The following is a 25,016-nucleotide window of genomic DNA, read 5'->3' as shown; positions in this document are numbered from 1 at the left end:
ACCATCAAGGTCCCGTTTTTTTTGGTGCCGCTGAAGATTACTCAGCGGTGGCGGCAGCTTTCTTAGGCGCCGCTTTCTTCGCTGGCACCTTCTTGGCCGCCGGCTTTTTAACCGCGGCGGCTTTGGCCGGAGCCTTCGCTGCTGCGGCCTTCTTGGCCGGCGCTTTCTTCGCTGGCGCCGCGCCTTCCGCCGCACCGTCCGCGCCCTCGTCCGCTACCGCTGCCGCTTTGCCCTTGGCGGGCGCTTTGGCCTTGCGCTCTTCGAACTCGAAGCTGATCTTGCCGTCCTTGCCCTTGGTCAGGAAGGCCTTGAACGGACGACGGGTACGCTGCGAAACAAAGCCCGGCAGCAGATCGGTCTTGCCCTCGTTGAGCAGCTTGGCCATCTGCTCCGGCAAAATTTCCTGCTGCAGGATGATGCGGCCGCTGCGGAAGTCGCACGTCTTCGGCTTGGCGACGCTGTTTTCGCAAACATACGCCAGGCCCATTTCGTACACGCCACCGGCGCACTTCGGGCAAGGGCCCAAGGCGGTCTGGCCGGTGAAGTCGACCGGTTCCGCATCTTCCGAATCGTCGTTCTGGCCGAAGTCGAACTCCAGCTTGAAGTTCTTGATCTCTTCATCGCGCACGATGCGCAGGATGGCCGCGAACGGACGTCCCATCTTCGAACGGAACCCTTGCAGCGGGCCGATGGTCCGGTCCTTCAGCAACTGTTCCACTTCCTCGATTTCAAACTGACGGCTGCCCGGCGTTTTGCTCATCGAGAAATCGCACTTGGTGCAGGCGAAGCGGCGATAGTTTTCCTTGACCACGCTGCCGCAGTTCGGGCACGGCGTGTGCAGGGTGTGGTAATCGCCCGGGATCGTATCGTTGTCGTATTCCTTGGCGCGCTTGACGATCACCTGCGTCATCTGCGCGATCTCACGCATGAACTCTTCACGCGAGATCTTGCCCTTCTCCATCTGCGACAGCTTGTATTCCCACTCGCCGGTCAACTCCGGCGCGGTCAGCTCGTTCACGCCCAGGCCGCGCAGCAGCGTCATCAGCTGGAACGCTTTCGCGGTCGGCATCAGTTCGCGGCCTTCGCGCAGCAGGTAGCGCTCGGTCAGCAGACCTTCAATGGTGGCGGCGCGCGTTGCCGGCGTGCCCAGGCCCTTGCCGGCCATCGCGTCGCGCAGCTCGTCGTCCTCGACCAGCTTGCCCGCGCCTTCCATGGCCGACAGCAGCGTCGCTTCCGTGTAGCGTGCGGGCGGCTTGGTGACCAGGCCGTTGGCGTTGACCGTGTCGGTCAGCACTTTCTCGCCCTTGGCGACCGGTACCAGGTTGCCGTTGGCGTTGCCTTCCTTGTCGTCGTCCGACGAGGCTTCCTTGCCGTAGATCGCCAGCCAGCCCGGGTTGGTCATGACCTTGCCTTCAGTCTTGAACTGATGGCCGGCCACTTCGGTGTAGCGGGTGGTGACCTGGAACTCGGCAGGCGGGAAGAACACGGCCATGAAGCGGCGCGTGACCAGGTCGTACAGCTTCTGTTCCGGCTCGGACAAGTTCTTCGGCGCGATGGTGGTCGGGATGATCGCGAAGTGATCCGAGATCTTGGTGTTGTCGAAGATGCGCTTGTTCGGCTTGACCCACTTCTTGTCCAGGATCTGCTTGGCGAACTGGTGGTAGTTCGGATTTTCCTTGACCACTTCCAGCGCCTGCATCACGGTCGGCATGTAGTCTTCCGGCAGGTGGCGCGAATCGGTACGCGGATAGGTCAGCACCTTGTGCTTTTCGTACAGCGCCTGCGCCAGGCCCAGCGTGTTCTTGGCCGAGAAGCCGAAGCGCGAGTTGGCCTCGCGTTGCAGGCTGGTCAGGTCGAACAGCGCGGGCGCCATCGACGTGGTCGGCTTGGCTTCCTCGGTGACGTTGCCCTGCTTGCCGCGCACGGCCAGCGCGATGGAGTCGGCCGCGGCCTTGCTCCACAGGCGCTCGGCGCGCTTCTCGGGGTCGGTCTCGTCCTTCTTGAACTTGGTGTCCAGCCAGCGGCCTTCGTAGACGCCGGCCGCGCAGACGAACTCGGCGCGCACTTCCCAGAAGTCGCGCGCCACGAATTTCTTGATCTTTTCCTCGCGCTCGACCACGATCGACAAGGTCGGCGTCTGCACGCGGCCCACGGTGGTCAGGTAGAAGCCGCCCTCTTTCGAGTTGAACGCGGTCATCGCGCGGGTGCCGTTGATACCGATCAGCCAGTCCGCCTCGGAGCGGCAGCGGGCCGCGTCGGCCAGCGGCATCATGTCCTCGTCGCTGCGCAGATGGGTGAAGCCTTCGCGGATCGCGCCCGGCGTCATCGATTGCAGCCACAGCCTCTTGACCGGCTGCTTGGCCTTGGCGTTCTGCGCGATCAAACGGAAAATCAGCTCGCCTTCGCGGCCCGCGTCACATGCGTTGATCAGGGTGGTGACGTCTTTGCGCTTGATGAGCTTGTTGAGCACCTTGAGGCGCGCCTCGGTCTTGGCGATCGGGTTCAGCGCGAAATACGGCGGAATCATCGGCAGGTGGGCAAAGCTCCACTTGCCGCGCTTGACGTCGTGCTCTTCCGGCACGGCGATCTCCAGCAAGTGACCGACGGCGGAGGACAGCACGTACTCGTCGGATTCAAAGTACTCATCGTGCTTGGTGAAGCCGCCAAGCGTCTTCGCGATGTCGTTCGCGACAGAAGGCTTCTCGGCGATGATGAGGGTTTTGGTCATATTTTGTATCTCGTTTTTTAACACTTTGGGTGGGTGCAGCATGCGCATCATACATGGATCGCGTCGCAGTCTGCACTTTTGCGGCGCCGAAGGCAAGGCCGGCACGTGACAGTCTTGTCAAAGCGCAAATGATAAGCGCCTTGCCGGCCACACCGCAAGCAAACAGCGCAATACGGCCGCAATACGGCGTATCGCACGACCGATTGTTGCGTAAATTGTTACTTTAGAGGAAGTGCGGCCCCGCGGCCGCGTATATATTAGTGCAACAGGCGGGGCGCCTGGTCTTCATCGGAACCGAACAGGTCGTCGAACATCAACGCGTCCGGCTCCTTGCCTTGACTCCAGAGCAACATCAGCACGATGACCTTGAGCTTGCCCAGCGACACCGGCGCCTCTTCCAGCGCCAGCGCGCGCTCGACGACGATTTCGCGCTGCAGCGGCGTGAGCACCTTGGCCGACTCCAGGAACTGGATGAAACCGATGGCGGCCGATCCGAGCACGTCCTGCTCCTCGTCCACGTAGAAACGGGTGCCGGTCGAGGCGGCGGTCAGCGTATGTTCCACCCCGGCCATGGCGGTCAGGTCGTTGAGCCAGACCAGCGCCTCGGAAATCTCGACATCGTCAAAACCGACCGCCGACAGTTTCTTGGCCAGTGCCGCCGGTTCAGGGCAGGCATCGGGACGGTAGTAGGTCTCGTAGAGATAAACAAGGATGTCGAACATGGCTCTACTCTATCAGCTAAAACAGATCGCGCACAAGTGCCGCACAGATCGCCTTTTTTTCAGGCAATTACCTGCGCAAGCGCTGGAACATACCGCCCGGCAAACGCTCGACCAGCCCGGCCAGTTCCAGCGCCAGCAACTGCCCCTGCAGCTCGGCGGCGGACTGGTTCAGGCGCAACGCCAGCAGGTCGGGCGCGGCCGGATGGTCGCCCAGCGCGTCCAGCACGCGGTCGACGAAGGTGTCGTCCAACAACGGCCGGCAACCGGGCCCACCTGGCGTCAGCCGGCCCAGGTCGGTCAGGATGTCGGCCGCCGATTCGACCAGCTTGGCGCCGTCCTCGCGGATCAGCTTGTGGCAACCCTTGGCCAGCGTGGCGTGGATGGAACCGGGAATGGCGAACAACTCCTTGCCCTGCTCCCCCGCCAGCTTCGCCGTGATCAGCGAACCGGACTTGGCGGCCGCCTCGACCACCAGCACGCCGCTCGCCAGGCCGCTGATTACGCGGTTACGGCGCGGGAAGTTGTCGCGCAGCGGCGGCGTGCCCAGCGCGTATTCGCTGACGATGCAGCCCTCCTCGGCGATGCGGCGCGCCAGCGCCTTGTTTCGGGCCGGATAGATGCGGTCGGCCCCGGTGCCGATGACGGCGATGGTGCTGCCCGGCCCGTTCAGCCCGCCGGTGTGGGCCGCCGCGTCGATGCCCAGCGCCAGCCCCGACACGATGGTCAGCCCCGCCTCGGACAGCGCCTGCGCCATGCGCTCGGCGTTCAGCACGCCCTGCGCGCTGGCATTGCGCGCGCCCACCACCGCCAGCGACGGCCGCGCCAGCAACTCGGCCCGGCCCTTGATGTATAACAACAGCGGCGCGGCGGCGATGTGGCGCAGCGCTTCGGGATAATCGGGATGGTCGTAGCTCAGCAGGAGATTGCCCGGCTGCTGCTGCCAGGCCAGCGTGGCGTCCACCAGCGCCGCCAGCTCGGCGGACGGCGCTTGCAGCAGCGCGTCGGCCTGAGCGGGCTTGACCTCTCCCAGCAAGGCCTCGCGCCCGGCGCTGAACACCGCCTCGGGCGTGGCGAAGCGCTCCAGCAGCCGGTGGGCGCTGCCCAGGCCGACGCCGTCCGTCATCTGCAAACGCAGCCAGCCGGCCAGCGCGGCGGCGCTGACTGGCTGGAACGGGATGTTGGGGGTATCCGTGGCTTGCACGGCGCGGGTCACTCCGGCGACTTGGCGACGTCGCCCACTTCCACCGGCGCCGACACCTGCATGATCAAGCCGTAGGAAATATGCTTAAACACGCGGAAGATAAACAAGCTGCCCACTTCCTCGTCCGGCAGCTTGACCTGCTGTTCGCGCATGCCCAGCCAGCTCTTGGCGGCCGTGGTGTCGCTGACAGTCTTCCCCGCATGGTACAACTGCAGCACGGAGCCGATGTCGAGTCCATCAAGCTTTCCGCGATTAATACTGACCACCTGGTTCTGGCCGGCGTGCGTGACGCCGCCGTAAATGGCCACCACCCGCGCGCCCACCTTCTGCTCGGGCGGATGCGGCACGTAGTTCTGCATCGGCATCGGCGGAATCGCGCGCAGCTGGTCGCCCTTGCCCATCTCTTCCTTGGCGCTGGCGACGATGAAGGTGTGGACATCGCTGCCGCTGCCCGGCTGGGCTTCGGCCTGCAACTTCAGCGTGCCGAGGTAGAACGCCTCGTAGCCGATAATGGCCTTGGTCACCGGATCCTTCAGCGGGCTGCCGGGACGGAACACCTGGAACGAACTGCCGCCCTTGAGGTCGCCTCGCACATAGGCCTTGTCGTCCTTGCCGAGGAACACATGGCCGTCCTGCGTGGCCACCACGCGCGGCGCGCCGGCCAGTTCGTCGTTTTCGATGATCAGCGGCTGGGTCAGGAAGGGTTCGATCACGCCGGCCGGGATGGACGTCACGGCATCCTTGCCCAGGCCCTCCGTGCGCAGCTGCGGCTTCAGGCGCAGGTTGGAGGCGCTGTTGCTGCCGTCGCTGGCCTCGATCCGGTTGCCCAGGCGCAGGCGGCCGGCGGCGCGGTCGAACCAGATGATCTGGCCCGGATAGATCCAGTGCGGATTGGCGATTTCCTCGCGGTTCATGCCCCAGACGGTGGGCCAGCACCACGGGCGCTCCAGGAAGCGGCCGGAAATATCCCACAACGTATCGCCCTTGACCACCTGGTGCTGGTCCGGCGCGTCGGCGCGGAATTCACATTTGATTGGCTCGGCGGAGGCCGCCGTCCAGCCCGAAAAAAGCGCCGCCAATACTAAGCGGGTGCCGACTGTGCTAAAATTTTTCATTAGTAGATCCAGTAAATGCGCAAACAACTGCGCAGGCACACGCTAGCAAGAAGCGCCCTTCGACGGAAAAGGCTTGCTAAATTGAATCAAATTCTGCCCATAAAACCCTGAACTAGCAAGAGAAACCGCGCAACGGTAGCCGGCGCGGCTGTTGCGTTTTTGATCGGGAAAATGACGGCGACGACGCCCACGGTGCGGCGCGCGTTATCAAGGCAGTCACTTAGTTTTCACATAGTTATCAACACAGTCACAGCATATGGCCATCTTAAATATTTTGCGTTACCCCGATCCGCGCCTGCATAAAGTCGCCAAGCCAGTCACCGTCTTCGACGCCAAGCTGGAGCAGCTGGTGGCCGACATGGCCGAGACCATGTACGAAGCGCCCGGCATCGGCCTGGCCGCGTCGCAGGTCGACGTGCACGAGCAGCTGGTCGTGATCGACATCTCCGAAACCAAGGACGCGCTGGTCGCCTACATCAATCCGGAAATCATCTGGGCCAGCGAAGAGAAGCAGGTCTACGACGAAGGCTGCCTGTCGGTGCCGGGCATCTACGACGGCGTCGAACGCCACGCCCAGATCAAGGTGCGCGCGCTGGACGTCAAGGGCCAGCCATTCGAAGTGGAAGCCGACGGCCTGCTGGCGGTCTGCATCCAGCACGAGATGGACCACCTGCTGGGCAAGGTCTTCGTCGAATACCTGTCGCCGCTGAAGCGCAACCGCATCAAGGCCAAGCTGGTCAAGGAAGAGCGCGGCATGGCGCGCGAAGCACAGCTGCGCGCCGCCGGCCGCCGCTTCTAAGCCACACAGGGAAACCGCATGAAAGTCATCTTCGCCGGCACGCCGGAATTTGCCGCAGTCGCGCTGCAAGCCCTGCACGAAGCAGGCTTTGAGATTCCGCTGGTGCTGACCCAGCCGGACCGCCCGGCCGGACGCGGCATGCACCTGCAGCCGTCGGCCGTCAAGCAGTACGCGCTGGCGCAGGGCATCGAAGTGCTGCAGCCGCTGTCGCTGCGCACCGACAGCAAGGATCCGGTGCGCGCCGAGCAGGCGAAGGAAGCGCATGCGCGCCTGCTGTCCACGCCGTACGACGTGATGGTGGTGGCGGCCTATGGCCTGATCCTGCCGCGCGCCACGCTGGACATCAAGCCCTGCCTGAACATCCACGGTTCGCTGCTGCCGCGCTGGCGCGGCGCCGCGCCGATCCACCGCGCCATCGAGGCCGGCGACAGCGAAACCGGCATCACCATCATGGAGATGGAAGAAGGCCTGGACACCGGCCCGATGCTGCTGATCGAGCGCATCGCCATCGGCGAGCAGGACACCACCGGCACGGTGCACGACAAGCTGGCCGCTTTGGGTGGCAAGATGATCGTCGAAGCGCTGCGCAAGATGAAGCACGGCCAGCTGGAAGCGGTGACGCAGCCGGAAGCGGGCGTCTGCTACGCCGCCAAGATCAGCAAGGAAGAAGCGGCGCTGGACTTCTCGCAACCGGCGGTGGAGATCGGCCGCAAGATCCGCGCCTTCAATCCCTTCCCTGGCGCACATGGCACGGTCAACGGCGTCAACGTCAAGCTGTGGGGCGCCGAGGTGCTGGAAGCCGATAGCAAGGCGCCGGCAGGCCAGGTGCTGGCCGCCGATGCGCAGCATGGCATCGTGGTTTCGTGCGGCAGCGGCTCGCTGCGCCTGACCGAGCTGCAAAAGCCGGGCGGCAAACGCCTGCCTGCGACGGAATTCATCAAAGGCTTCCCGCTCGAAGGCTTGAGCTTCGCCTGATAACTCAGCCGGCGCGTGCCTTGCGTCGCGCCGCGCGACGGGCGTTGAGCGGACCGCCACTGCGCGCCGCCTCCTCCACGATCCAATCCCGGACCACCACCGCATCCGCGCTGAGCGCGCCGCGGGCGATCAGCCAATACGCGTAATCGCTAGCCGTCGCCGGCAGCGCGCTGGCCAGCGCCAGCTTGCCCTGCTCCAGCAAGGGCCGCACCAGTTCCAGCCGGCCCAGCGCCACGCCCTGCCCCGCCAACGCCGCCTGCACCACCTGGTCGTACTGATTGAAGCGCAGCACGCCCTTCGGCTTGACCCGCCCCGCGCCGGCGCCGCGCAACCACGCGTGCCATTGCAGCCACGGGCGTGATACATCGTCAAACTCCAGCAGCACCTGCTTGCGCAACTGCACCGCATCCTCGATCGCGGACACCGCCAGCGCCGGATGCGCCACCGGCACCAACGCCTCGTCGAACAAGCGCAGCGCGCCCTCCGGCGCATCCTGCGGCCGGCAATAGCGCAGCGACAAATCCACCTGCTCGCGCTCCAGGTCGACGAAGCGGTTGCTGGCCGCCACCCGCACATCAATGTGCGGCGCGGCCTGCTGGAAGGCGTTCAAGCGAGGCAGTATCCACAAGGCCGTCACACCGATACTGGCGCTGATGGTCACCGCCTGGCGCGCATAGCCCGGCCGCAGGCTGGCCACCACCTCGCCCAGCTGCTCCAGCATCGCGTCGGCATGGCGGAACAGGCGCCGCCCCTCGGCCGTGAACTCGATGGAGCGATGGCCGCGCACCAGCACGCGATAGCAGAGCGTGGCCTCCAGCGCCTGTATCTGGCGGCTGAGCGCCGACTGCGTCACGCACATGTCCTGCGCGGCGAGCGTGATACTCATGCGGCGCCCGACTGCGACCAGACTGCGCAGCAAGTCCAGCGGAGGAAGATCCAGAAGACGATTAGCCATTCCATGAATGTATCACGCATGCGAAACAGGAATGCGAAACCGCCGGATATATCGTTTGAGCGCGGCACGGCGATCGGATTCAATGGAGCTTTCAGGGAGAACGCGATGACACACACCACCACCGCCACGCTGGAGTATCTATGCCCGACGCCGGAGCGTCCATACACCTATATGTACCCGCCGCCCGACGGCCAACCGTGGCAGAACGCCAGCTACGAGCGCGTGCCGGTGACGATACGCGATGCCCGCGCCGACGCGCAGCTGTCGCTGGACCGCGAAGGCTACCTGCTGCGCCCAGCCACCAGCGCCGTGCGCGACTTCACCGACAAGGAGGAAGTCGTGCGGCTCTACTATCCCGAAGTGGCGGAACTGGCCCTGGCGCTGACCGGCGCCAGCCAGGCCTTCGTGTTCGACCATCTGGTGCGCAAGCGCATGCCCGGCACGCCGCAGGCGTTCGGCCGCATCGAAGGCCAGCGCCCCGGCGCGGCGGGCCGCGTGCATTGCGACTTCACGCCCGCATCCGCGCGGCGCCGGCTGGAGCTTGAACTGCAAGACGACACCGCGCAGGTCCAGCGCTACAGCATCGTCAACCTGTGGCGTCCGATCCGCCATCCGGTGCTCGACGCACCGTTGGCCCTGTGCGACGCCCGCAGCGCCACGCCCGCCGACCTGGTGGCCAGCGACATTTTTTATCCCGAGCGGAACGGCGAAATCTACCAGGCGGTGCACAATACGGATCACGCATGGTCCTACTTCCCGACGATGACGCGCGACGAGGTACTGGTGTTCAAGCAGTTCGATTCCGCGCCCGGCCCGGTGGCCCGCTACACGCCGCACGCCGCGTTTGAGCATGCGGACGCACCACCGGATGCGCCACCAAGGGAAAGCATCGAAATCCGCTGCCTGCTGATCTACCAAGGGAGATAAAAATGAAAATGGAATTCTGGTTCGACTTCGCCAGCAACTACAGCTACCTGAGCGTGATGCGCATCCGCCAGCTGGCGCCGGAGGGTGTGGTGTGGCGTCCCTTCCTGCTCGGCCCCATCTTCAAGGACGCCGGCTGGAACAACTCGCCCTTCGTTCTGCAAAAGGACAAAGGCGCCTACGTGTGGCAAGACATGCCGCGCCAGTGCGCCAAATACGGCCTGCCATGGCGGCAGCCGTCCACCTTCCCGCGCAACTCGCTGCTGGCCGCGCGCATCGGCATCCTGTGCGAAGAACAGCCGTGGATGACCGACTTCTGCGAACGCACCATGCTGGCCAACTTCGCCGAGGACCGCGACATCAGCAGCGAACAATGCATGGCGGTGATATTGACCGCGCTGGGCCAGGACGCCGCGGCCATCCTGCGCGCCGCGCAGACCGACGAGAACAAGGCCAGGCTGCGCGAACGCACCGAGCAGGCCAAGGCCCGCCACATCTTCGGCGCACCCACCTTCCTGGTCGGCGACGCCATGTTCTGGGGGAACGACCGCCTGGACGATGCGCGAGCGATGACGCTTAGTTCACCGCAAAATTCTTCCGGCACGGCGCGCTGACGCTGTCGTCCTGCAGCAGCACGCGCAGCGCCAGCAGGTCGCTGCGCTGCTGCGCCAGCATGGCCTGCTGCTCCTCGATCTCGCGCAGGCGGATCTCCGTCAGCGCCAGCGTCTTCGGTTTCGAACACTGCCCGCTTTCCGTGAACATGCCACGGATGATATCAAGCGAGAATCCCAGCCGCTTCGACGCCTGGATCAAATACAGCCGCTCGGTGGCATTGCTGGCGTACTCGCGATAACCGCTGGCGGTGCGCGAGGCGGGAGACAGCAAACCCTGCTCCTCATAGAACCGTATCGTGGAGGGGGCCAAACCCGATATGCGGGCCAATTCACCAATTTTCATTTCTGCCTTGACTCTCAAGTTAGCTTGAAACTTATTATAGATCGGTACTCCAGAGCTTGCTGGCTGGGGGCGCATTAACGATTTATCACTTGGAGTTCACACATGACCGATGTAATTGACAAGCTTAACTGGCGCTACGCCACCAAGAAGTTCGATCCCGCCAAGAAGGTGGCCGACGAAAAACTGGAACGCATCCTGGAAGCGATCCGCCTGGCGCCGACCTCCAGCGGCCTGCAGCCGTTCGAAGTCTTCGTCATCACCAACCCGGAAATCCGCGCCAAGATCCAGACGGTGGGCTGGAACCAGGCGCAGATCAGCGAGAGCTCGCACCTGCTGGTGTTCGCGGCATGGGACAACATCACCGCAGACCGCGTCAACATGATGTTCGACCTGACCAACGAGCAGCGCGGCTTCATCAACGAAGGCTGGGAAGCCTATCGCAAGCAGTTGCTGGGCATCGTGGCCGCGCGCACCGAGCAGGCCAACTTCGACGCCGCCGCGCGCCAGGCCTACATCGCGCTGGGCGTGGCGATGGTGGCCGCCGCGTTTGAAGGCGTGGACGCGACGCCGATGGAAGGCTTCGATCCTGCCGCCGTCGACGAGATCCTGTCGCTGAAAGAGCGCAAGCTGCGCAGCGTGGTGCTGCTGCCGATCGGCTACCGCCAGCCGGAAGGCGACTGGCTGGTCAACCTGAAGAAGGTGCGCCGTTCGCGCCCGAATCTGATCACCGAGATCGCTTAATCTCGTAGCGATACTACCTGGTCGCCCTCGCCCGGCTTGCAGCCTGCGGCGATGGGCGTCCAGCCGCGATGGATGACGACCTGCTCATCGTCATGGCACAGCTCCACGCGCGTGCTGGCCGGATAACGCTGATGCACGAACGCCTCCACCGTCGAGGGCAAACTAACACGCAGCTGCATCGCCGAGCGGTCCTCGTCCGGATGATCGTCCAGATGCAGCAACGGCACGAAGTGCGACGCCAGCATCAAAAAGCGCGAGCCCACCTGCACCGGTTGCGGCGTGTAGCGCTCCTCGCGCAGCCAGGCCTGCGCACGTTCGCGCAGGTCGTCGCCGTCGGCCAGATCGCCCCAGCCGGCGGCCAGCATCTCCATCACCCACTGATTGCAGTTCTGATAGCGCACGCTGAACGCGTAGGCGCTGGCGCTGTATTTGGCCGCCAGCAGATGCTGCACGCGCGGGCCGTCGAGCAGCGCGGGCCGCAACGGCGCGATCGCCTCGGCCGGCAGGCGCACGATGGAGAGATAACCCAGCGCCGGATCGTCCGTGCCGAGCGCGAAACCGGCCAGCCCCTGGTCGAAGATGCGCGGACGGCTTTCATCGCAGGCATAGTACAGCTGGCGCGCCGACCAGGCGCCGGTGTCCGAACGCCACGCCAGCGCGGCATGCGAGTAACGGATATCGAAGCGCGACAAGTCCAGGCCCGAGCGGCTGACCAGCGCCACGCCGTCGCCGACATCCGCCAGCTCCTCGCGCAGCACGGCGGCAAAGCGCAACAGGCGGTCTTGCTCGGCGGCGGTGAGCGGCTGGCCGCGATCGCAGAAGCGCGACGCGCCGGACGAGCCGCCGGCCTGCGCCGCCCCCGCCGCGCACAGCGCCGCGCAGGCCAGCGCGGCCAGCGCCAGCGCGCGGACTGGCCTCAAAGAGAAACCGGACGCGAAGCCAGCTCGCCGTACCACTCGTCGGCCAGCACCAGGTAGAACGGCTGGTGCGTATCGCCGCGACCGAACTCGATGCCGTAGGCGCGGTTCTGCGCGTACATCGCGTCGCCGACGGCCAGGCCCTGCTTGTCGAAGGTAACCTGCGGCAGATCCAGCACCACGCGCTGCTGCGGATCGTTCGCCTGCATCGTGACGCGGGTGCGGTCGGCGCGGTCCGGCGTGGCGGCGATCTGGATGATGCGGTACTCGCCGTCGGCGACCTTGCGCTTGTCGCCGCCCGAGCTGTTGCTTGAACCGTTCAGCGAATCGGAAATACTGCCGCTGGACGCCGAGCCGGCGCTCGATGCCGAGGAGACGAAACTGTCGGCGTTAGCCTGCAGGGCCAGGCCCAGCGCGCCGGCGGCGGCGATCAGGCGGAGTGGGAGGGAAATGCGCATTGGATGTCCTCAATTTTTCAAACGGCAAGTATAGATGGTTTCAATTGAACGCGGCGAGTAGCTCGTCCGCGCCGTTCCGTATGCCGGCCTTGGACGCGTCCATCGTGCCCAGGCTGGCCGGGATGTTCATCGGGCTTGGATACTGCTTGGCGATGTAGGCGCTCACCAGCAGGTTGGTACTGGCGTCGTACAGCTCCACAGCATAGCTCACCGATCCGGTGAACGCGCCCTCCTTGCCCCGGATGCTCTGGACGATGTTGTATGGCCCGCCGACCAGGTCGAAGCGCGAGACGGTGCTGAGGAAGCGCGTGCTGGATTTGGCGCCGGTCAGCGTCAGCTTCAGGCGCAGCGTTTTCCAGCCCGCGTCGCGGCTGATGCGCAGGCGGTTGCGCAGGCGGGATTCGAACTCGCCCTGCATGTAGGCGGCCAGCATGGCCTTCTCGTCGTCCGTCACCTCTTCGAACTGGCTGTCCTGGCCGCGATAGACCTGCACCGGATCGATGATGATGCTCGAATAATCGCGCAGCGTGACGGCCGTGGAATAGCTGTAGGGCACGCGCCCGGTCTTGTCGCCGGCGTTGGGGCGCAGCTGCTCCACGGACGCCAGTCCGCCGTATGGAACCGGCTGGGTGGTGGCACAACCGGCGACGGCGCCGCACAGGACGAGGACGAGCGGAAGCTGCAATTTGAGCGATGAGTGCATGGCGAGACCTTATTTAAGGGAGAAGGAAGGCGGACGTCCAGGATTTCCAAAACTGAACACATGAGTACAGTATTGAATGATCAGCCACTACTGTCAAGCGTGTTTTGCGCATAAAATGTACGACGGGGTTCAGATATGGAGCAGGAATGAAGGTACGTACCGAGGCGCGCCGCCAGGCCATCGTCGAGGCAGCCGATGCGCTGTTTCAGGAGGCAGGTTATGAAGGCGCGACGATGAGCGAGGTGGCGAAGCGCTGGGGAGGATCGAAAGTCACCCTGTACGGCTACTTCCCGTCCAAGGAAGCGCTGTTCATGGCGGTAGTGGAATCGTGCGCCACCGGCCACCTGGCCGACGCGACGCGGGAATTGTCGACCGCGCCGACCAGCCTGGCCGGGCTGGAGGCGGCGCTGGAGCATTTCGGCGAGCGGATGCTGGGCGTGATGGGCAACGACAAGAGCGCGCTGGCGGTCTACCGCATGGTGGTGGCCGAAGCGGGCCGCTCCGATGTCGGCCAGCTGTTCTACGACGCCGGCCCCAGGACTTCGGTCGAAACGCTGGCCGTGGTGCTGTCGGGCGCCATGGAGCGCGGCGACATCCGCCGGGCGGATCCGCAAGTGACCGCACAACAGTTCCTGGCGCTGCTGACGGCGGAGGCCGACGTGCGCCTCTATCAGCGCAACCCGCCCCCGCTGTCGCCGCCGGAAATCCGCGCGATGGTCAAGCGCGCCAACGAAATGTTCTTCGCCGGCGCAAAGCCGAGATAGGCGGCTTCGTCCGGACCTTTACTGCTTCATGTGGCTACGCAAAAGTAAATTAATCCGCTGCTGATAGTCCGGCCCCTTACTTTTGAACCACTCGTAGATATCGTGATCCAAAAGTATCGTGTCTTTTTGCGTCAGCGGCGGCCGCATCCTCCCGTCCTTGCAAGACTCGTCATCAAGCTCGGGAATATCGCTGAAATCAATAGCCTCGTTCATATCGCTTCTCCTCGGATGGCGACGATCTTCTGGCCGAGATAATTCTGACGGTATCGTCGCCCCGCTCTGTAAAAACAACCGTCAACATGCGAACGCCGCTGAGTCCGATGGCGATGTAGCGGTCCTCGTCGTGCCCGGCATTGGGGTCAAAATAGGTAAGCGTTGTATGCTCAAAGATGGCGGAAGCGTCTTCAAAGCTGACCCCATGCTTCTTGATATTGCGCTGATTTTTCCCCTCGTCCCATTCATAGAGCATAGCCGCTCCGTCACAGTATAGAACGCGCAGCACATGCGCGCGCCATCGAAGTGTGCGCGTGGCGGCGGGATGTTCGCTTGCGGTGGATCAGCGGTACGCGTCAGACACCTTGGCACAAGATCTCGCCAAAGCTGCGCGATGTAAAAACAACCAAATTTGGCAGATTGTTGCTGCGCTGCGGCGGTCCGCTGAAGCAAGTTCCGTGATGCCGTATAATTTTAGGCCGCCAGCAATCCCCGGCGCGCTCGCCCACGACCTCAGAAAGTAACAAATGAATAACAACGTGTCCCGCCCCGTCATGTCCAAGACCGATGCCCAGCTGCGCGAGATCCTTGCGCGCCGCATCATGATCCTCGACGGCGCGATGGGCACCATCATCCAGCAGTACAAGCTGGACGAAACCGCTTACCGCGGCGGCCCCAATGGCCGGTTCATCGACTTCACGGCGCCAGCGGACAGCGGCGCGCGCGAGCTGTTCGTCAAAGGGAACAATGAGCTGCTGACGCTGACCCAGCCGCAAGTGATCCAGGAGATCCACGAGCGCTACCTGGCCGGCGGCGCCGACCTGATCGAAACCAACACCTTCGGCGCCACCACCATCGCGCAGGACGACTATCACATGGGTCACCTGGCCTACGAGATGAATGTGCAAGCGGCCAAGCTGGCGCGCGCAGCCTGCGACAAGTACACCAGCGCCGACAAGCCGCGCTTCGTGGCCGGCGCGCTCGGGCCGACGCCCAAGACCGCGTCGATCTCGCCGGACGTGAACGACCCGGCGGCCCGCAACATCACCTTCGACCAGCTGGTCGACGCTTACCACGAGCAGACCAAGGGCCTGATTGAAGGCGGCGTCGACGTGCTGCTGGTCGAGACCATCTTCGACACCCTGAACTGCAAGGCCGCGCTGTTCGCGATCGACAAATTCTACGAAGAGAACCCCGGCGTGCCGCGCCTGCCGCTGATGATCTCGGGCACCGTGACCGACGCCTCCGGCCGCATCCTGTCCGGCCAGACCGTGCCGGCGTTCTGGAACTCGGTGCGCCACGCCAAGCCGCTGACCATCGGCCTCAATTGCGCGCTGGGCGCGGCGCTGATGCGCCCCTACGCCGAAGAGCTGTCGCAGATCGCCGACACCTTCGTCTGCATCTACCCCAACGCCGGCCTGCCCAACCCGATGAGCGACACCGGCTTCGACGAGCTGCCGGCCGATACGTCCGCGCTGCTGAAGGAGTTCGCCGAGGCGGGCTTCATCAACGTCGCCGGCGGCTGCTGCGGCACCACGCCGGACCACATCAAGGCCATCGGCGAGATCCTCGCCCCGGTCAAGCCGCGCACCGTGCCGCACGTGCCGGTGGCGCAGCGCCTGTCCGGCCTGGAACCGTTCACCATCGACGACGACTCGCTGTTCGTCAACGTCGGCGAGCGCACCAACGTCACCGGCTCCAAGGCCTTCGCGCGCATGATCCTCAACGAGCAGTACGACGAGGCGCTCAGCGTGGCCCGCCAGCAGGTGGAAAACGGCGCCCAGGTCATCGACATCAACATGGACGAGGCGATGCTCGATTCGCAGGCCGCCATGACGCGCTTCCTGAACCTGATCGCCTCCGAACCGGACATCTCGCGCGTGCCCATCATGATCGACTCGTCCAAATGGTCGGTGATCGAGGCGGGCCTGAAGTGCGTGCAGGGCAAGTCCATCGTCAACTCGATCTCGATGAAGGAAGGCGAAGCGGAGTTCATCCGCCAGGCCAAGCTGTGCCTGAGCTACGGCGCCGCCGTCATCGTCATGGCCTTCGATGAAAAAGGCCAGGCCGACACCTTCGAACGCAAGATCGAAATTTGCGAGCGCGCCTACAAGCTGCTGGTGAACACGGTCGGCTTCCCGCCGGAAGACATCATCTTCGACCCGAACATCTTCGCCATCGCCACCGGCATCGAAGAGCACAACAACTACGCGGTGGACTTCATCAACGCCACCCGCTGGATCAAGGACAACCTGCCGCACGCGAAGATCTCCGGCGGCGTGTCCAACGTGTCGTTCTCCTTCCGCGGCAACGACCCGGCGCGCGAAGCGATCCACACCGTGTTCCTGTACCACGCCATCAAGGCCGGCATGACCATGGGTATCGTCAACGCCGGCATGGTGGGCGTGTACGACGACCTGCCGGCCGAGCTGCGCGAGCGCGTCGAGGACGTGGTGCTGAACCGCCGCGAGGACGCCACCGAACGCATGATCGACATCGCCGGCACGCTGAAGGCCGGCGCCGGCAAGCAGGACGCACAGAACCTCGAATGGCGCAACGCCCCGGTCGAAAAGCGCCTGGCGCACGCGCTGGTGCACGGCATCACCCAGTTCATCACAGAGGACACCGAGGAAATGCGCCAGCAGGTGCTGGCCGCCAACGGCCGTCCGATCCACGTGATCGAAGGCCCGCTGATGGACGGCATGAACATCGTCGGCGACCTGTTCGGACAGGGCAAGATGTTCCTGCCGCAGGTGGTCAAGTCGGCGCGCGTGATGAAGCAGGCCGTGGCCCACCTGATCCCCTACATCGAGGAAGAGAAGAAGGCCGAGGAAGCGCGCACCGGCATCGTCGCCAAACCGAAGGGCAAGATCGTCATCGCCACCGTCAAGGGCGACGTGCACGACATCGGCAAGAACATCGTCTCGGTGGTCCTGCAGTGTAATAACTTCGAGGTGGTGAACATGGGCGTGATGGTGCCCTGCTCCGAGATCCTGGCGCGCGCCAAGCTGGAAAACGCCGACATCATCGGCCTCTCCGGCCTGATCACGCCGTCGCTGGAAGAGATGGCCCACGTGGCCAAGGAAATGCAGCGCGACGAGCATTTCCGCATGATGAAGATCCCGCTGCTGATCGGCGGCGCCACCACCAGCCGCGCGCACACCGCCGTCAAGATCGCCCACAACTACGAGGGCCCGGTGGTGTACGTGCCGGACGCATCGCGTTCTGTGTCGGTGGCGCAGTCGCTGCTGACGCCCGAAAGCCGCCAGCAGTACATCGACGAGATCGAGCAGGATTATGTGCGCATCCGCGAGCAGCACGCCAACAAGAAGGCGCTGCCGATGCTGTCGCTGAAGGACGCGCGCGCCAACAAGATGAAACTGTCGTTCGCGCCGGTCAAGCCGAAGTTCATCGGCCGCCGCGAGTTCAAGAACGTCGATCTGGCGACCATCGCCAAGTACATCGACTGGGGCCCGTTCTTCCAGACCTGGGACTTGGCAGGCCCCTTCCCCGCCATCCTGAAGGATGAAGTGGTGGGCGAAGCGGCCACCAAGGTGTATGCCGAAGGCCAGGCGCTGTTGAAGAAGCTGATCGACGGCCGCTGGCTGACCGCCAACGGCGTGGTCTCCCTGCTGCCGGCCAACAGCGTCAACGACGACGATATCGAGATCTACACCGACGACACCCGCAGCACGGTGGACTTCACCTACTACGGCCTGCGCCAGCAAGGCGTCAAGCCGGTGGTGGACGGCGTGCAGCGTCCGAACCAGTGCCTGGCCGACTTCATCGCGCCTAAAGAGTCGGGCATCAAGGACTACATCGGCATGTTCGCCGTGACGGCGGGCCTGGGCATCGAGAAGTACGAGCAGCGCTTCGAGGACGCGCATGACGACTACTCGTCGATCATGCTCAAGTCCCTGGCCGACCGCCTGGCCGAAGCCTTCGCCGAATACCTGCACGAGCGCGTGCGCACCGACCTGTGGGGCTATGCCGCCGGCGAGGCGCTGAGCAACGACGACATGATCGCCGAGAAGTACGTCGGCATCCGCCCGGCGCCAGGCTACCCGGCCTGCCCGGAGCACACCGTCAAGCGCGACATGTTCAACACCATGCAGGCCGAGGAAATCGGCATGGTGCTGACCGAGTCGTACGCGATGTATCCCGGCGCGGCGGTGTCGGGCTTCTACTTCGCGCACCCGGAATCGAAGTACTTCGTGGTGGGGAAAATCGGCGAGGATCAGGTGAATGACATGGCTGCCCGCCGCCACGTGGACAAGGCCGAGGTGGAACGCTGGCTGGCGCCCAACCTGTCCTGATTCAGAGTTCGGCCATCGCCATGGCGGCCGGCGCGCTGGCCGGCTGCGCCAGCAATGTGGACTGCGGCGGCAGGCTGGCCTGGAACAGTTTCAGTGCCTCCGCCGTCAGCGCCACGAAGGCGTTCTGATGCGCCAGCAATTGCTGCGTCATCCACTGCCAGCCCTCGTCGGTTTCATGCAGCCATACGGTGCCGTCCGGGAAGGCCGACGGAATCGCGTCGGGCGGCGCCTGCACCACGATGCCGCTGCGCGGGCCCCACAGGAAATCCGGCGGCAGTTCGCGCTGCCAGCCGTAGCCGTTTTTGACCGCGTAGACGTGGTTGTGACGGAACGTCAAATCAATCACCTCGCACTCGGCGATCAGGTCGTCGGCCGATTCGATCCAGCAGTGATAGGAGCCGCCGGCCGGATTGGCGAAGGCCGAGTTATCCATCATGCGCATCAACTGCCCGCCGCCGCAATCGACCGCGGCCAGTCCCGCCACCGGCCGGTACACCCGCCCCAGCACGATGCTGGCCAGGTTGGAGCCGATAACGGCGTAAACATGGCACAACGAACAATATTGCTCAGGGTAGTACTGACGGATCACCTGGTTCACGCAATGCGCGATCAGGGCTCTGACGGATAACGCCATTCAAAAAACTCACGAAACGGTTTGTATCCTTATGTATCGGATTGATTTACGGAAACTTTAGCATGGCATGCTACTTGTGGTCGCGAAGGAATTTCCAACCGGCGATACCGCCAAACACGGCCGCGAAGCCCAGTTGCACGGCGATCGGCATCAGCGCGCCTTCCAGGCCCAGGCCGCGCCAAGTGACGGCGTCGAAGCCGTCGATCGCCCAGCGGGTCGGCACCACCAGCGTGAACTGCTGCACCCATTCCGGGAAGACGAACGACGGCACCCAGGCGCCGCCCAGCATCACCATGATCAGCGTGGCGAAGGTGGCGATGCCGCGCGCCGCTTCCGGCGTCTTGCCGAAGGCGGCGATCAGCAGGCCGAACGCCGCCGTCATCAGCGAGAAGCTGGCCGCGAGGCCGAGGAAGCCGCCCAGGCTGCCGATCTCGACCTTGAAGATCAGCATGGCGCAAAGGAACATCGCGCACATCAGGCCCATCGCGATCAGGGCGCCGGAGATGGCGCGCCCGCCCAGCACGGTGGTCAGCGACACCGGCGCCGCCAGCAGGCGGTTCCAGACGCCGGTGCGGCGCGCCAGCAGAATGCCCACGCCCATGTCGATGCCCATGAACAGGATGAACTGCACGCCCATGCCGGCAAACGAGTGCGCATAGCCGTTGTACTTCGGACCGCTGCTCAATGCCTGGTCCTGCGTGGTGTACGGCATGGTCATGCCGACCGGCTCGGCGGCCGGCGCCGGCTTGCCGCTGGCCTTGGCGGCGGCTTCCTTTTCGGCCTCGGCGGCGGCGCGCTGGTCCTGGAATTTCTTCAGGCTGGTGAGGAAGTCGCTCAACTGCGCATTGTCGGGGTTGTTGTCGGTGCGGGCGCGCAGCGCGGCCAGCTGCTTCTCGGTGGTCCTGGTGCCCTTGGGACTGATGACGGCGGCGCTGGTCACCTGCATCACCTGCTGCGTCAACAGGCCCTTGACCATGGCCAGCACGGTCGATTGCGACGGGTCGTAGTAGACCGGCAGCTGCGGCTTGTTCTGGCCGCCGAACAGCGCGTCGGCAGCCTGTTCGCCGAAGCCGGCGGGAATCACCACCGCCACCGGCAGCTTGCCGGCACGGACCCTGGCCTTGGCGTCGTCGGCGCTCAGCTCGACGATATTGAGCGCGCTGTCGGCTTTCAGGCCGGCCGCGATTTTCTTGCCGCTGTCGGACTGGTCCAGCTGCACCAGGCCCACGTCGATCTTGCTGGTCTTGGCTTCCGAGCCGCCGCCGAACAGCGAACCGAAGAACGCCGCCAGGATGACCGGCATCAGCAGGTGCAGCATCAGCGCGCGCTTGTCGTTGATATAGAGGATCAGGTCCTTGCGGACCAGGGCGATCAATGCAGTCATGGTATTCCTATCAGTCGCGCAGGCTGCGGCCGGTCAGGTTGAGGAAGATGTTTTCCAGCGAGGTCTTGGCGGTGGCGAAGTGCAGCAGCGTGACGCCCTGCTCCACCAGCCAGGCCAGCGCGACCGGCGCGTGCGTGGCGTCGGCCAGGCCGATGTCGAGCGCGTTGCCCTCGCCCTGCACGCCGGTCACGCCGGGCAGCGCCCGCACGCCCGACAGCAGCGCGGCCGAAGGCGCGGCGGACAGCTCGGCGTGCAAGGCGGCCTGCGCCGGCAAGCGGCGGTACAGCGCGGCCGGGGTTTCATCGGCCAGCACCTTGCCGTGGTCGATGATGACGATGTGGTCGGCCAACCGCTCCACTTCCTCCATGTAGTGGCTGGTGTAGATCAGCGAGCGGCCCTGCGCCTTCAGCGTTTCCAGCGTATCGAAGATGGCGTTGCGGCTTTGCGGATCGACGCCGACGGTGGGCTCGTCCAGGATCAGCAATTGCGGATCGTGCAGCAGCGCGGCGGCGATGTTCAGGCGCCGCTTCATGCCGCCGGAATAGGTGGACGGCTTGTCGTTGGCGCGGTCGGCCAGATTGACCAGCGCCAGCGCCTGCTCGCAGCGCTGCTTCAACAGCGCGCCCTTGAGACCGTACAGCGCGCCGAACAGCTTGAGGTTTTCCAGCGACGACAGGTCCTCGTACAGCGCCAGGTCCTGCGGCACGAAACCGATCTTGCGCTTGGCCTCGCTGGGCCCCTGGCCGATGGCCTCGCCATCCATGACGATGCCGCCGCTGTCGCTGCGCAGCAGGCCGCAGATCATGCCGACCGTGGTGGACTTGCCGGCGCCGTTGGGGCCGATCAGGCCGACGGTCTGGCCCTGCTGCACCTGGAACGACACGCCGTCAACCGCCTTGCGCGCGCCATACGATTTGGAGACCTGATTCACGCTGAGTAAAACCGATGCCATACGCCATCCCGTCGTGTATTTTCGATAAGCGGCAAGCATAGCGGTGCGATACTTTTATGGCAAGCCCATCGACGCGGGAGAGTGAACTTTTACGTTTGCGGGCGGCCTAAGAATGAACGTCGCCAGCCGGCGGCATTTTGACTTGTGACCAGGGAGGCGCATATGGCAACCAATCCAACCGTCAAACGCTGGCAGGATCAGGTGATCCTGCTGCTAGGGCTGTGGTTCTTTATTTCACCGTGGGTGTTTGCATATCCGATACCGTCGATCCAGGCGTGGACCGCGTTCATTTCCGGCGCGGTGGTGGCGATCCTGGCGGCCTTCGATCTGTACAAGACCTACTTCTGGGCTGTGGTGCTGAATTTGCTGGTGGGGATATGGATCGCGGTGTCCCCGTGGGTGCTGCGGATCGCCGACAACCGCGAGCTGATGTGGAACTCGGTGGTGGTGGGCATCGCCGTGGTGGTGCTGGCGCTGTGGGAGATGCAGACCGATCCCGAGCTGCACAAGCACTGGCCGGGCGCGGGCCACGCAACGTGACCCGCCCGCAGGTGGTGAGCTGATCCGGTGGTGCGTTACAAGGCGTAGCGCACCACGTTGTCGCTCCATTCGAAGGCCGACATCTCCAGCTCCACCAGTTCATCGGTGGAGATGGCGAGGTCGTTCAGCGCCGGCATGATCTGGTCGTCCATGTCCTCGATGCGTTCGATGCATTCGGCCAGCTTGAGCAGGTCGCCGAAAAAGCCGGCGCGGTGCAGCAAGGCTTGCGACACCTCGTCGTTGACCGGAATCTGCGCCAGGATCTCGGCCATCGGCATGCCGAACAGCGTGTCCATCAGCGACATGATGCCGACCGTGAAAGCGATATCGGCCACATGGCGGTGGCTGGGGCGCAGCTTGCCGGCCAACAGCTCCAGCAGGCGGCCGCGCGTGGTCGCCAGCATCAGCAGCGGCGTCATGCTGTGGCCGCGCTTGCTCGGCTCGGCGTACAGCATGATCTGCAGCCAGCGCTGCAATTGGCGGCGGCCCAGTATCGTCACAGCCTGGCTCAGAGAATCGATACGCTGGCGCGCGCCGACCGCCGGCGTGTTCACCAGACGCAGCAGGTTCAGCGCCAGCGACACGTCACGCTTGATGGCGCGCTCGATTTCCTGGTTGTCCGCATCCGAGGTGACCAGGGTCATCAGCTCCATCACCGCCAGCTGCGACGGCGACAGCTTCTTGCCGCTCATGATGACCGGCTTGGAGAAGTAATAGCCCTGGAAGTAGTCGAAGCCCAGGTCCAGGCAGCTCTTGAATTCTTCGCGCGTCTCGACCTTTTCCGCCACCAGCTTCTTCTTGTCCTGCTGGAAGCGCGGCGCCAGCCTGGCCAGCGTGGACGGCGGCAGCGCGCGCATGTCCATCTTCACATAGTCGGTCAACGGCAGCAGCGCGGCCATGTTGGCGCCCTCGCCGCTGAAGTCGTCCAGCGCGAAACGGAAGCCGTGGCCGGCCAGGTCCGTCATGCGCGCCAGCACCTGCGGCGTCAGCGGCATGCTTTCGGCCACTTCCAGCACCACTTTTTCGCGCGGCAGGAAGGAGAAGATGTCGGTCATCAGCACGTCCGCATCCACATTGACGAAGCCGAGCGCGTCGCCGATGGTCTTTTCCATGCCCAGCTGCGAGGCGTGCGCGATCACCGCGGCCGTGGCCGACAATTCATTGGTGATGTGCGCCGGGCCGACCGGAGCGTTGCGGAAAAGCAACTCGTAGCCGAACACGGTCTGATTGCGGTCCAGGATAGGCTGGCGCCCCAGATAGAACTCGCGCACGCGCAGGCTCCGGGGGCCGGTATCGTGTAGGGTAAGATCGATCATCGCTTCTGTCAGTACAAAACATGGGGCTGATATTTCGCCGTACTAATATTCTGACAGCAATGTCTAGCCCTGTCTTGGATAATTTGGCTCAGCTTTCGGCCTGCGGAACGCCGTCAATGAACAGTTTCAGCTCGCCGGCGGCGAAGGCCGTCCACTGCTCGTTGGTGGTCAGGGGCTGGGTGACGATGATGGCCACGCGGTCGTTGGGCGTGGTCACCTGCGAGAAATCAACGCTGACATCCTCGTCCGACAGCTTGGCCGTATCGAACGGATACTGGCGCACCAGGTAGTACAAATTGGTCGAGCAGTGCGCGAACAGTTCGCCGCCGGACGACAGCAGCATGTTGAAGGTGCCGTAGCCGGCGATTTCCCGCGTCATGTCGGCCAGCGCGGCACGCAGCTCGGCCAGCGGCGGACGCTGCTCGCCGAAGCGGGCGCGCAGGTGCTGCAAAATGTAGCAGAAGGCCAGCTCGCTGTCGGTGCTGCCAACCGGGCGGTAGCCGCCGTTGAGCACGGGCGCGAACTCCTTCAGGTCGCCGTTATGGGCGAACACCCAGTACTGCCCCCACAGCTCGCGCACGAAGGGATGGCAGTTTTCCAGCGCCACCTGGCCCTGGGTAGCCTTGCGGATGTGGGCGATGACGTTGGTGGACTTGATCGGGTAGCGCTTGATCAGCTCGGCGATGGGCGAGGCGATCGCGGCTTGGTGGTCGACGAAGTGGCGCACGCCGGCGCCCTCGAAAAAGGCGATGCCCCAACCGTCGTGGTGGGTATCGGTCTGGCCGCCGCGCATGGCGAAGCCGGTAAAGCTGAACACAATGTCGGTCGGGACATTGCAGTTCATTCCTAGAAGTTGGCACATGGTCGGGTTCTCTGTTGTTACAGCAGAACCATACCATGCGCCGCCTGCTTTGCTTAGTGCAGCAGCACCGGCTGGCTCATGAGCTCATCGTAACTGCCCAGGAATTCATCGATTTCCGCCATGGTCGGCTCGCCCGCGATCAACTCGTTGACGTCGCGGCGGAAATGCTGCGCCAGGATGCCGTTGATGAAGATCTCGCGCTTGCCGCCTTTGTCGACAATCTCGTAGCCGCCGAAACGCAGCGCGTCCAGCGTACGGTCCGCGCCAAATTCGACAACACTATATTGCTCGCTGTTATAGATGAGGTTCATGTTGCTTCCTTTCACAAGGGGGCGTAACACTACTCGGTTGCGCCTTCAGTACCGAAATGGGGCTGAAAGCGGACGATTCAAGGCCAAATCAAGGCCGATCAGCGGGCGGGGCTTAGGCCGCGATGTCGGATTGCAAATCCAGCAAGTCACCGTAGGGCGCCTCGGACAACCAGGAACGCAGCAGTTCGAGGTGCTCGGCGGATGCCAGGCTGATGTAGAGCCGCGCGGGTGGATGGCGCAGCACTCGGTTCAATGTTACTCGCAAAATGAGATTCCCGCTGCAATGAAGGCAGCCGGGGGCGATACGCAACACTTGCGGCGCGGGATCGTAGGGGATGGGATCGTCGAAGGCCAGCGCCGAACCGCCGTCGGCCAGGCCTTCCAGGATAGCGACGCAGGACACGCCCGTTTCCAGGCGTGCCGCGATGGCAGCTTCGCGCTCGGCGGCGCGGGAGCCCGTCACCAGCCAGGTCGACACCGGCGCCCGCTTGACTGGGGCTGCGCCGGTGGACATGGGTCCGGTCACGGG

26 protein-coding genes are annotated in these 25,016 nt (G+C 64.3%); 8 read left to right on the top strand and 18 right to left on the bottom strand.

Annotated features, from left to right (window positions below):
- Window positions 1–37: 37 nt before the first annotated feature.
- The 4 genes from ACUJB0_RS09655 to ACUJB0_RS09640 form a co-directional block, all read right to left on the bottom strand.
- Complete coding sequence (locus ACUJB0_RS09655) at window positions 38–2,728, bottom strand: DNA topoisomerase III (RefSeq protein WP_444845039.1); 2,691 nt, start codon at window positions 2,726–2,728, stop codon at window positions 38–40.
- Window positions 2,729–2,985: 257 nt separating this feature from the next.
- Entirely contained in the window at window positions 2,986–3,450 is a 465-nt protein-coding gene (locus tag ACUJB0_RS09650) for a Smg family protein (protein ID WP_161083914.1), read from the bottom strand.
- Between the two features lie 67 nt (window positions 3,451–3,517).
- On the bottom strand, window positions 3,518–4,651 hold the full coding sequence (dprA, locus tag ACUJB0_RS09645; protein WP_444845038.1) for a DNA-processing protein DprA: 1,134 nt from the start codon (window positions 4,649–4,651) through the stop codon (window positions 3,518–3,520).
- An 8-nt stretch (window positions 4,652–4,659) separates the two neighbouring features.
- Complete coding sequence (locus ACUJB0_RS09640) at window positions 4,660–5,766, bottom strand: LysM peptidoglycan-binding domain-containing protein (RefSeq protein WP_444845037.1); 1,107 nt, start codon at window positions 5,764–5,766, stop codon at window positions 4,660–4,662.
- A gap of 256 nt (window positions 5,767–6,022) precedes the next feature.
- Here ACUJB0_RS09640 and def point away from each other — a divergent pair, with 256 nt between their 5' ends.
- Window positions 6,023–6,565 carry a peptide deformylase gene (def, locus tag ACUJB0_RS09635; RefSeq protein WP_117012862.1) on the top strand — a complete coding sequence of 181 codons (543 nt, stop codon included), beginning with the start codon at window positions 6,023–6,025 and terminating at the stop codon, window positions 6,563–6,565.
- Window positions 6,566–6,583: 18 nt separating this feature from the next.
- Window positions 6,584–7,540, top strand: coding sequence for a methionyl-tRNA formyltransferase (gene fmt / locus ACUJB0_RS09630; RefSeq protein WP_444845036.1), 957 nt, complete (start codon window positions 6,584–6,586; stop codon window positions 7,538–7,540).
- A 4-nt stretch (window positions 7,541–7,544) separates the two neighbouring features.
- On the opposite strand, the gene ACUJB0_RS09625 is transcribed toward fmt, so the two are convergent.
- Window positions 7,545–8,495, bottom strand: coding sequence for a LysR substrate-binding domain-containing protein (locus ACUJB0_RS09625; protein WP_444845035.1), 951 nt, complete (start codon window positions 8,493–8,495; stop codon window positions 7,545–7,547).
- A gap of 105 nt (window positions 8,496–8,600) precedes the next feature.
- Here ACUJB0_RS09625 and ACUJB0_RS09620 point away from each other — a divergent pair, with 105 nt between their 5' ends.
- Together ACUJB0_RS09620 and ACUJB0_RS09615 are read left to right on the top strand one after the other, a co-directional pair.
- Window positions 8,601–9,422 carry a CmcJ/NvfI family oxidoreductase gene (locus tag ACUJB0_RS09620; RefSeq protein WP_444845034.1) on the top strand — a complete coding sequence of 274 codons (822 nt, stop codon included), beginning with the start codon at window positions 8,601–8,603 and terminating at the stop codon, window positions 9,420–9,422.
- 2 nt (window positions 9,423–9,424) lie between these two features.
- A complete protein-coding gene (locus tag ACUJB0_RS09615) occupies window positions 9,425–10,033 on the top strand; it encodes a 2-hydroxychromene-2-carboxylate isomerase (RefSeq protein ID WP_444845033.1) in 609 nt (202 codons plus the stop codon).
- On the opposite strand, the gene ACUJB0_RS09610 is transcribed toward ACUJB0_RS09615, so the two are convergent.
- Entirely contained in the window at window positions 9,996–10,376 is a 381-nt protein-coding gene (locus ACUJB0_RS09610) for a MerR family transcriptional regulator (RefSeq protein ID WP_444845032.1), read from the bottom strand. The two genes, ACUJB0_RS09615 and ACUJB0_RS09610, sit on opposite strands and share 38 nt — an antisense overlap.
- A gap of 102 nt (window positions 10,377–10,478) precedes the next feature.
- On the opposite strand from ACUJB0_RS09610, the gene ACUJB0_RS09605 reads away from it, so the two are divergent.
- Window positions 10,479–11,117 carry an NAD(P)H-dependent oxidoreductase gene (locus ACUJB0_RS09605; protein ID WP_444845031.1) on the top strand — a complete coding sequence of 213 codons (639 nt, stop codon included), beginning with the start codon at window positions 10,479–10,481 and terminating at the stop codon, window positions 11,115–11,117.
- On the opposite strand, the gene ACUJB0_RS09600 is transcribed toward ACUJB0_RS09605, so the two are convergent.
- The 3 genes from ACUJB0_RS09600 to ACUJB0_RS09590 are packed head-to-tail and all read right to left on the bottom strand — an operon-like array spanning window position 11,114 to window position 13,195.
- Window positions 11,114–12,037 carry a DUF2145 domain-containing protein gene (locus ACUJB0_RS09600; protein ID WP_444845030.1) on the bottom strand — a complete coding sequence of 308 codons (924 nt, stop codon included), beginning with the start codon at window positions 12,035–12,037 and terminating at the stop codon, window positions 11,114–11,116. The two genes, ACUJB0_RS09605 and ACUJB0_RS09600, sit on opposite strands and share 4 nt — an antisense overlap.
- Window positions 12,034–12,492, bottom strand: a complete 459-nt coding sequence (locus ACUJB0_RS09595) for a hypothetical protein (RefSeq protein ID WP_444845029.1) — start codon at window positions 12,490–12,492, stop codon at window positions 12,034–12,036. Before ACUJB0_RS09595 ends, ACUJB0_RS09600 begins: the two co-directional genes overlap by 4 nt.
- 40 nt (window positions 12,493–12,532) lie before the next feature.
- Window positions 12,533–13,195: a DUF3313 domain-containing protein gene (locus ACUJB0_RS09590; protein ID WP_444845028.1), complete on the bottom strand. Its 663-nt coding sequence runs from the start codon at window positions 13,193–13,195 to the stop codon at window positions 12,533–12,535.
- Between the two features lie 146 nt (window positions 13,196–13,341).
- Here ACUJB0_RS09590 and ACUJB0_RS09585 point away from each other — a divergent pair, with 146 nt between their 5' ends.
- Entirely contained in the window at window positions 13,342–13,959 is a 618-nt protein-coding gene (locus tag ACUJB0_RS09585; RefSeq protein ID WP_444845027.1) for a TetR/AcrR family transcriptional regulator C-terminal domain-containing protein, read from the top strand.
- Between the two features lie 18 nt (window positions 13,960–13,977).
- Here ACUJB0_RS09585 and ACUJB0_RS09580 read toward each other — a convergent pair whose 3' ends face one another.
- Both ACUJB0_RS09580 and ACUJB0_RS09575 read right to left on the bottom strand, forming a co-directional pair.
- The gene (locus tag ACUJB0_RS09580) at window positions 13,978–14,172 is read right to left on the bottom strand and encodes a BrnA antitoxin family protein (protein ID WP_444845026.1); all 195 of its coding nucleotides are present in this window, start codon (window positions 14,170–14,172) and stop codon (window positions 13,978–13,980) included.
- Window positions 14,156–14,428 (bottom strand): BrnT family toxin, encoded by a 273-nt coding sequence (locus ACUJB0_RS09575; protein WP_444845025.1) that lies wholly within the window; start codon window positions 14,426–14,428, stop codon window positions 14,156–14,158. Before ACUJB0_RS09575 ends, ACUJB0_RS09580 begins: the two co-directional genes overlap by 17 nt.
- Window positions 14,429–14,726: 298 nt before the next feature.
- On the opposite strand from ACUJB0_RS09575, the gene metH reads away from it, so the two are divergent.
- Window positions 14,727–18,488 (top strand): methionine synthase, encoded by a 3,762-nt coding sequence (gene metH, locus ACUJB0_RS09570; RefSeq protein ID WP_444845024.1) that lies wholly within the window; start codon window positions 14,727–14,729, stop codon window positions 18,486–18,488.
- Between the two features lies 1 nt (window position 18,489).
- Here metH and ACUJB0_RS09565 read toward each other — a convergent pair whose 3' ends face one another.
- From ACUJB0_RS09565 to ACUJB0_RS09555, 3 genes are all read right to left on the bottom strand, one after another.
- Window positions 18,490–19,122, bottom strand: coding sequence for a hypothetical protein (locus tag ACUJB0_RS09565; RefSeq protein WP_444845023.1), 633 nt, complete (start codon window positions 19,120–19,122; stop codon window positions 18,490–18,492).
- 70 nt (window positions 19,123–19,192) lie between these two features.
- Window positions 19,193–20,506, bottom strand: coding sequence for an ABC transporter permease (locus tag ACUJB0_RS09560; RefSeq protein WP_444845022.1), 1,314 nt, complete (start codon window positions 20,504–20,506; stop codon window positions 19,193–19,195).
- 10 nt (window positions 20,507–20,516) lie between these two features.
- The gene (locus ACUJB0_RS09555) at window positions 20,517–21,458 is read right to left on the bottom strand and encodes an ABC transporter ATP-binding protein (RefSeq protein WP_444845021.1); all 942 of its coding nucleotides are present in this window, start codon (window positions 21,456–21,458) and stop codon (window positions 20,517–20,519) included.
- Between the two features lie 162 nt (window positions 21,459–21,620).
- On the opposite strand from ACUJB0_RS09555, the gene ACUJB0_RS09550 reads away from it, so the two are divergent.
- Window positions 21,621–21,998 (top strand): SPW repeat protein, encoded by a 378-nt coding sequence (locus tag ACUJB0_RS09550; protein WP_161083932.1) that lies wholly within the window; start codon window positions 21,621–21,623, stop codon window positions 21,996–21,998.
- A 35-nt stretch (window positions 21,999–22,033) separates the two neighbouring features.
- On the opposite strand, the gene ACUJB0_RS09545 is transcribed toward ACUJB0_RS09550, so the two are convergent.
- The 4 genes from ACUJB0_RS09545 to ACUJB0_RS09530 all read right to left on the bottom strand — a co-directional run bounded on the left by ACUJB0_RS09545 (window position 22,034) and on the right by ACUJB0_RS09530 (window position 25,013).
- Window positions 22,034–23,314 carry an EAL and HDOD domain-containing protein gene (locus ACUJB0_RS09545; RefSeq protein WP_444845020.1) on the bottom strand — a complete coding sequence of 427 codons (1,281 nt, stop codon included), beginning with the start codon at window positions 23,312–23,314 and terminating at the stop codon, window positions 22,034–22,036.
- An 88-nt stretch (window positions 23,315–23,402) separates the two neighbouring features.
- A complete protein-coding gene (locus tag ACUJB0_RS09540; protein ID WP_444845019.1) occupies window positions 23,403–24,176 on the bottom strand; it encodes a class II glutamine amidotransferase in 774 nt (257 codons plus the stop codon).
- Between the two features lie 53 nt (window positions 24,177–24,229).
- Window positions 24,230–24,487, bottom strand: a complete 258-nt coding sequence (locus tag ACUJB0_RS09535) for a BTH_I0359 family protein (RefSeq protein ID WP_117012847.1) — start codon at window positions 24,485–24,487, stop codon at window positions 24,230–24,232.
- Window positions 24,488–24,599: 112 nt separating this feature from the next.
- Window positions 24,600–25,013, bottom strand: a complete 414-nt coding sequence (locus tag ACUJB0_RS09530; RefSeq protein WP_444845018.1) for a GTPase — start codon at window positions 25,011–25,013, stop codon at window positions 24,600–24,602.
- Between the last annotated feature and the right edge of the window lie 3 nt (window positions 25,014–25,016).

The sequence above is a fragment of the Duganella caerulea genome (genome assembly GCF_040362985.1).
Classification (GTDB): Bacteria; Pseudomonadota; Gammaproteobacteria; order Burkholderiales; family Burkholderiaceae_D; genus Rugamonas; species Rugamonas vulcania.
Note: the sequence above shows the minus strand (reverse complement) of the source record. Positions and strands in the feature narration are given on the sequence as shown.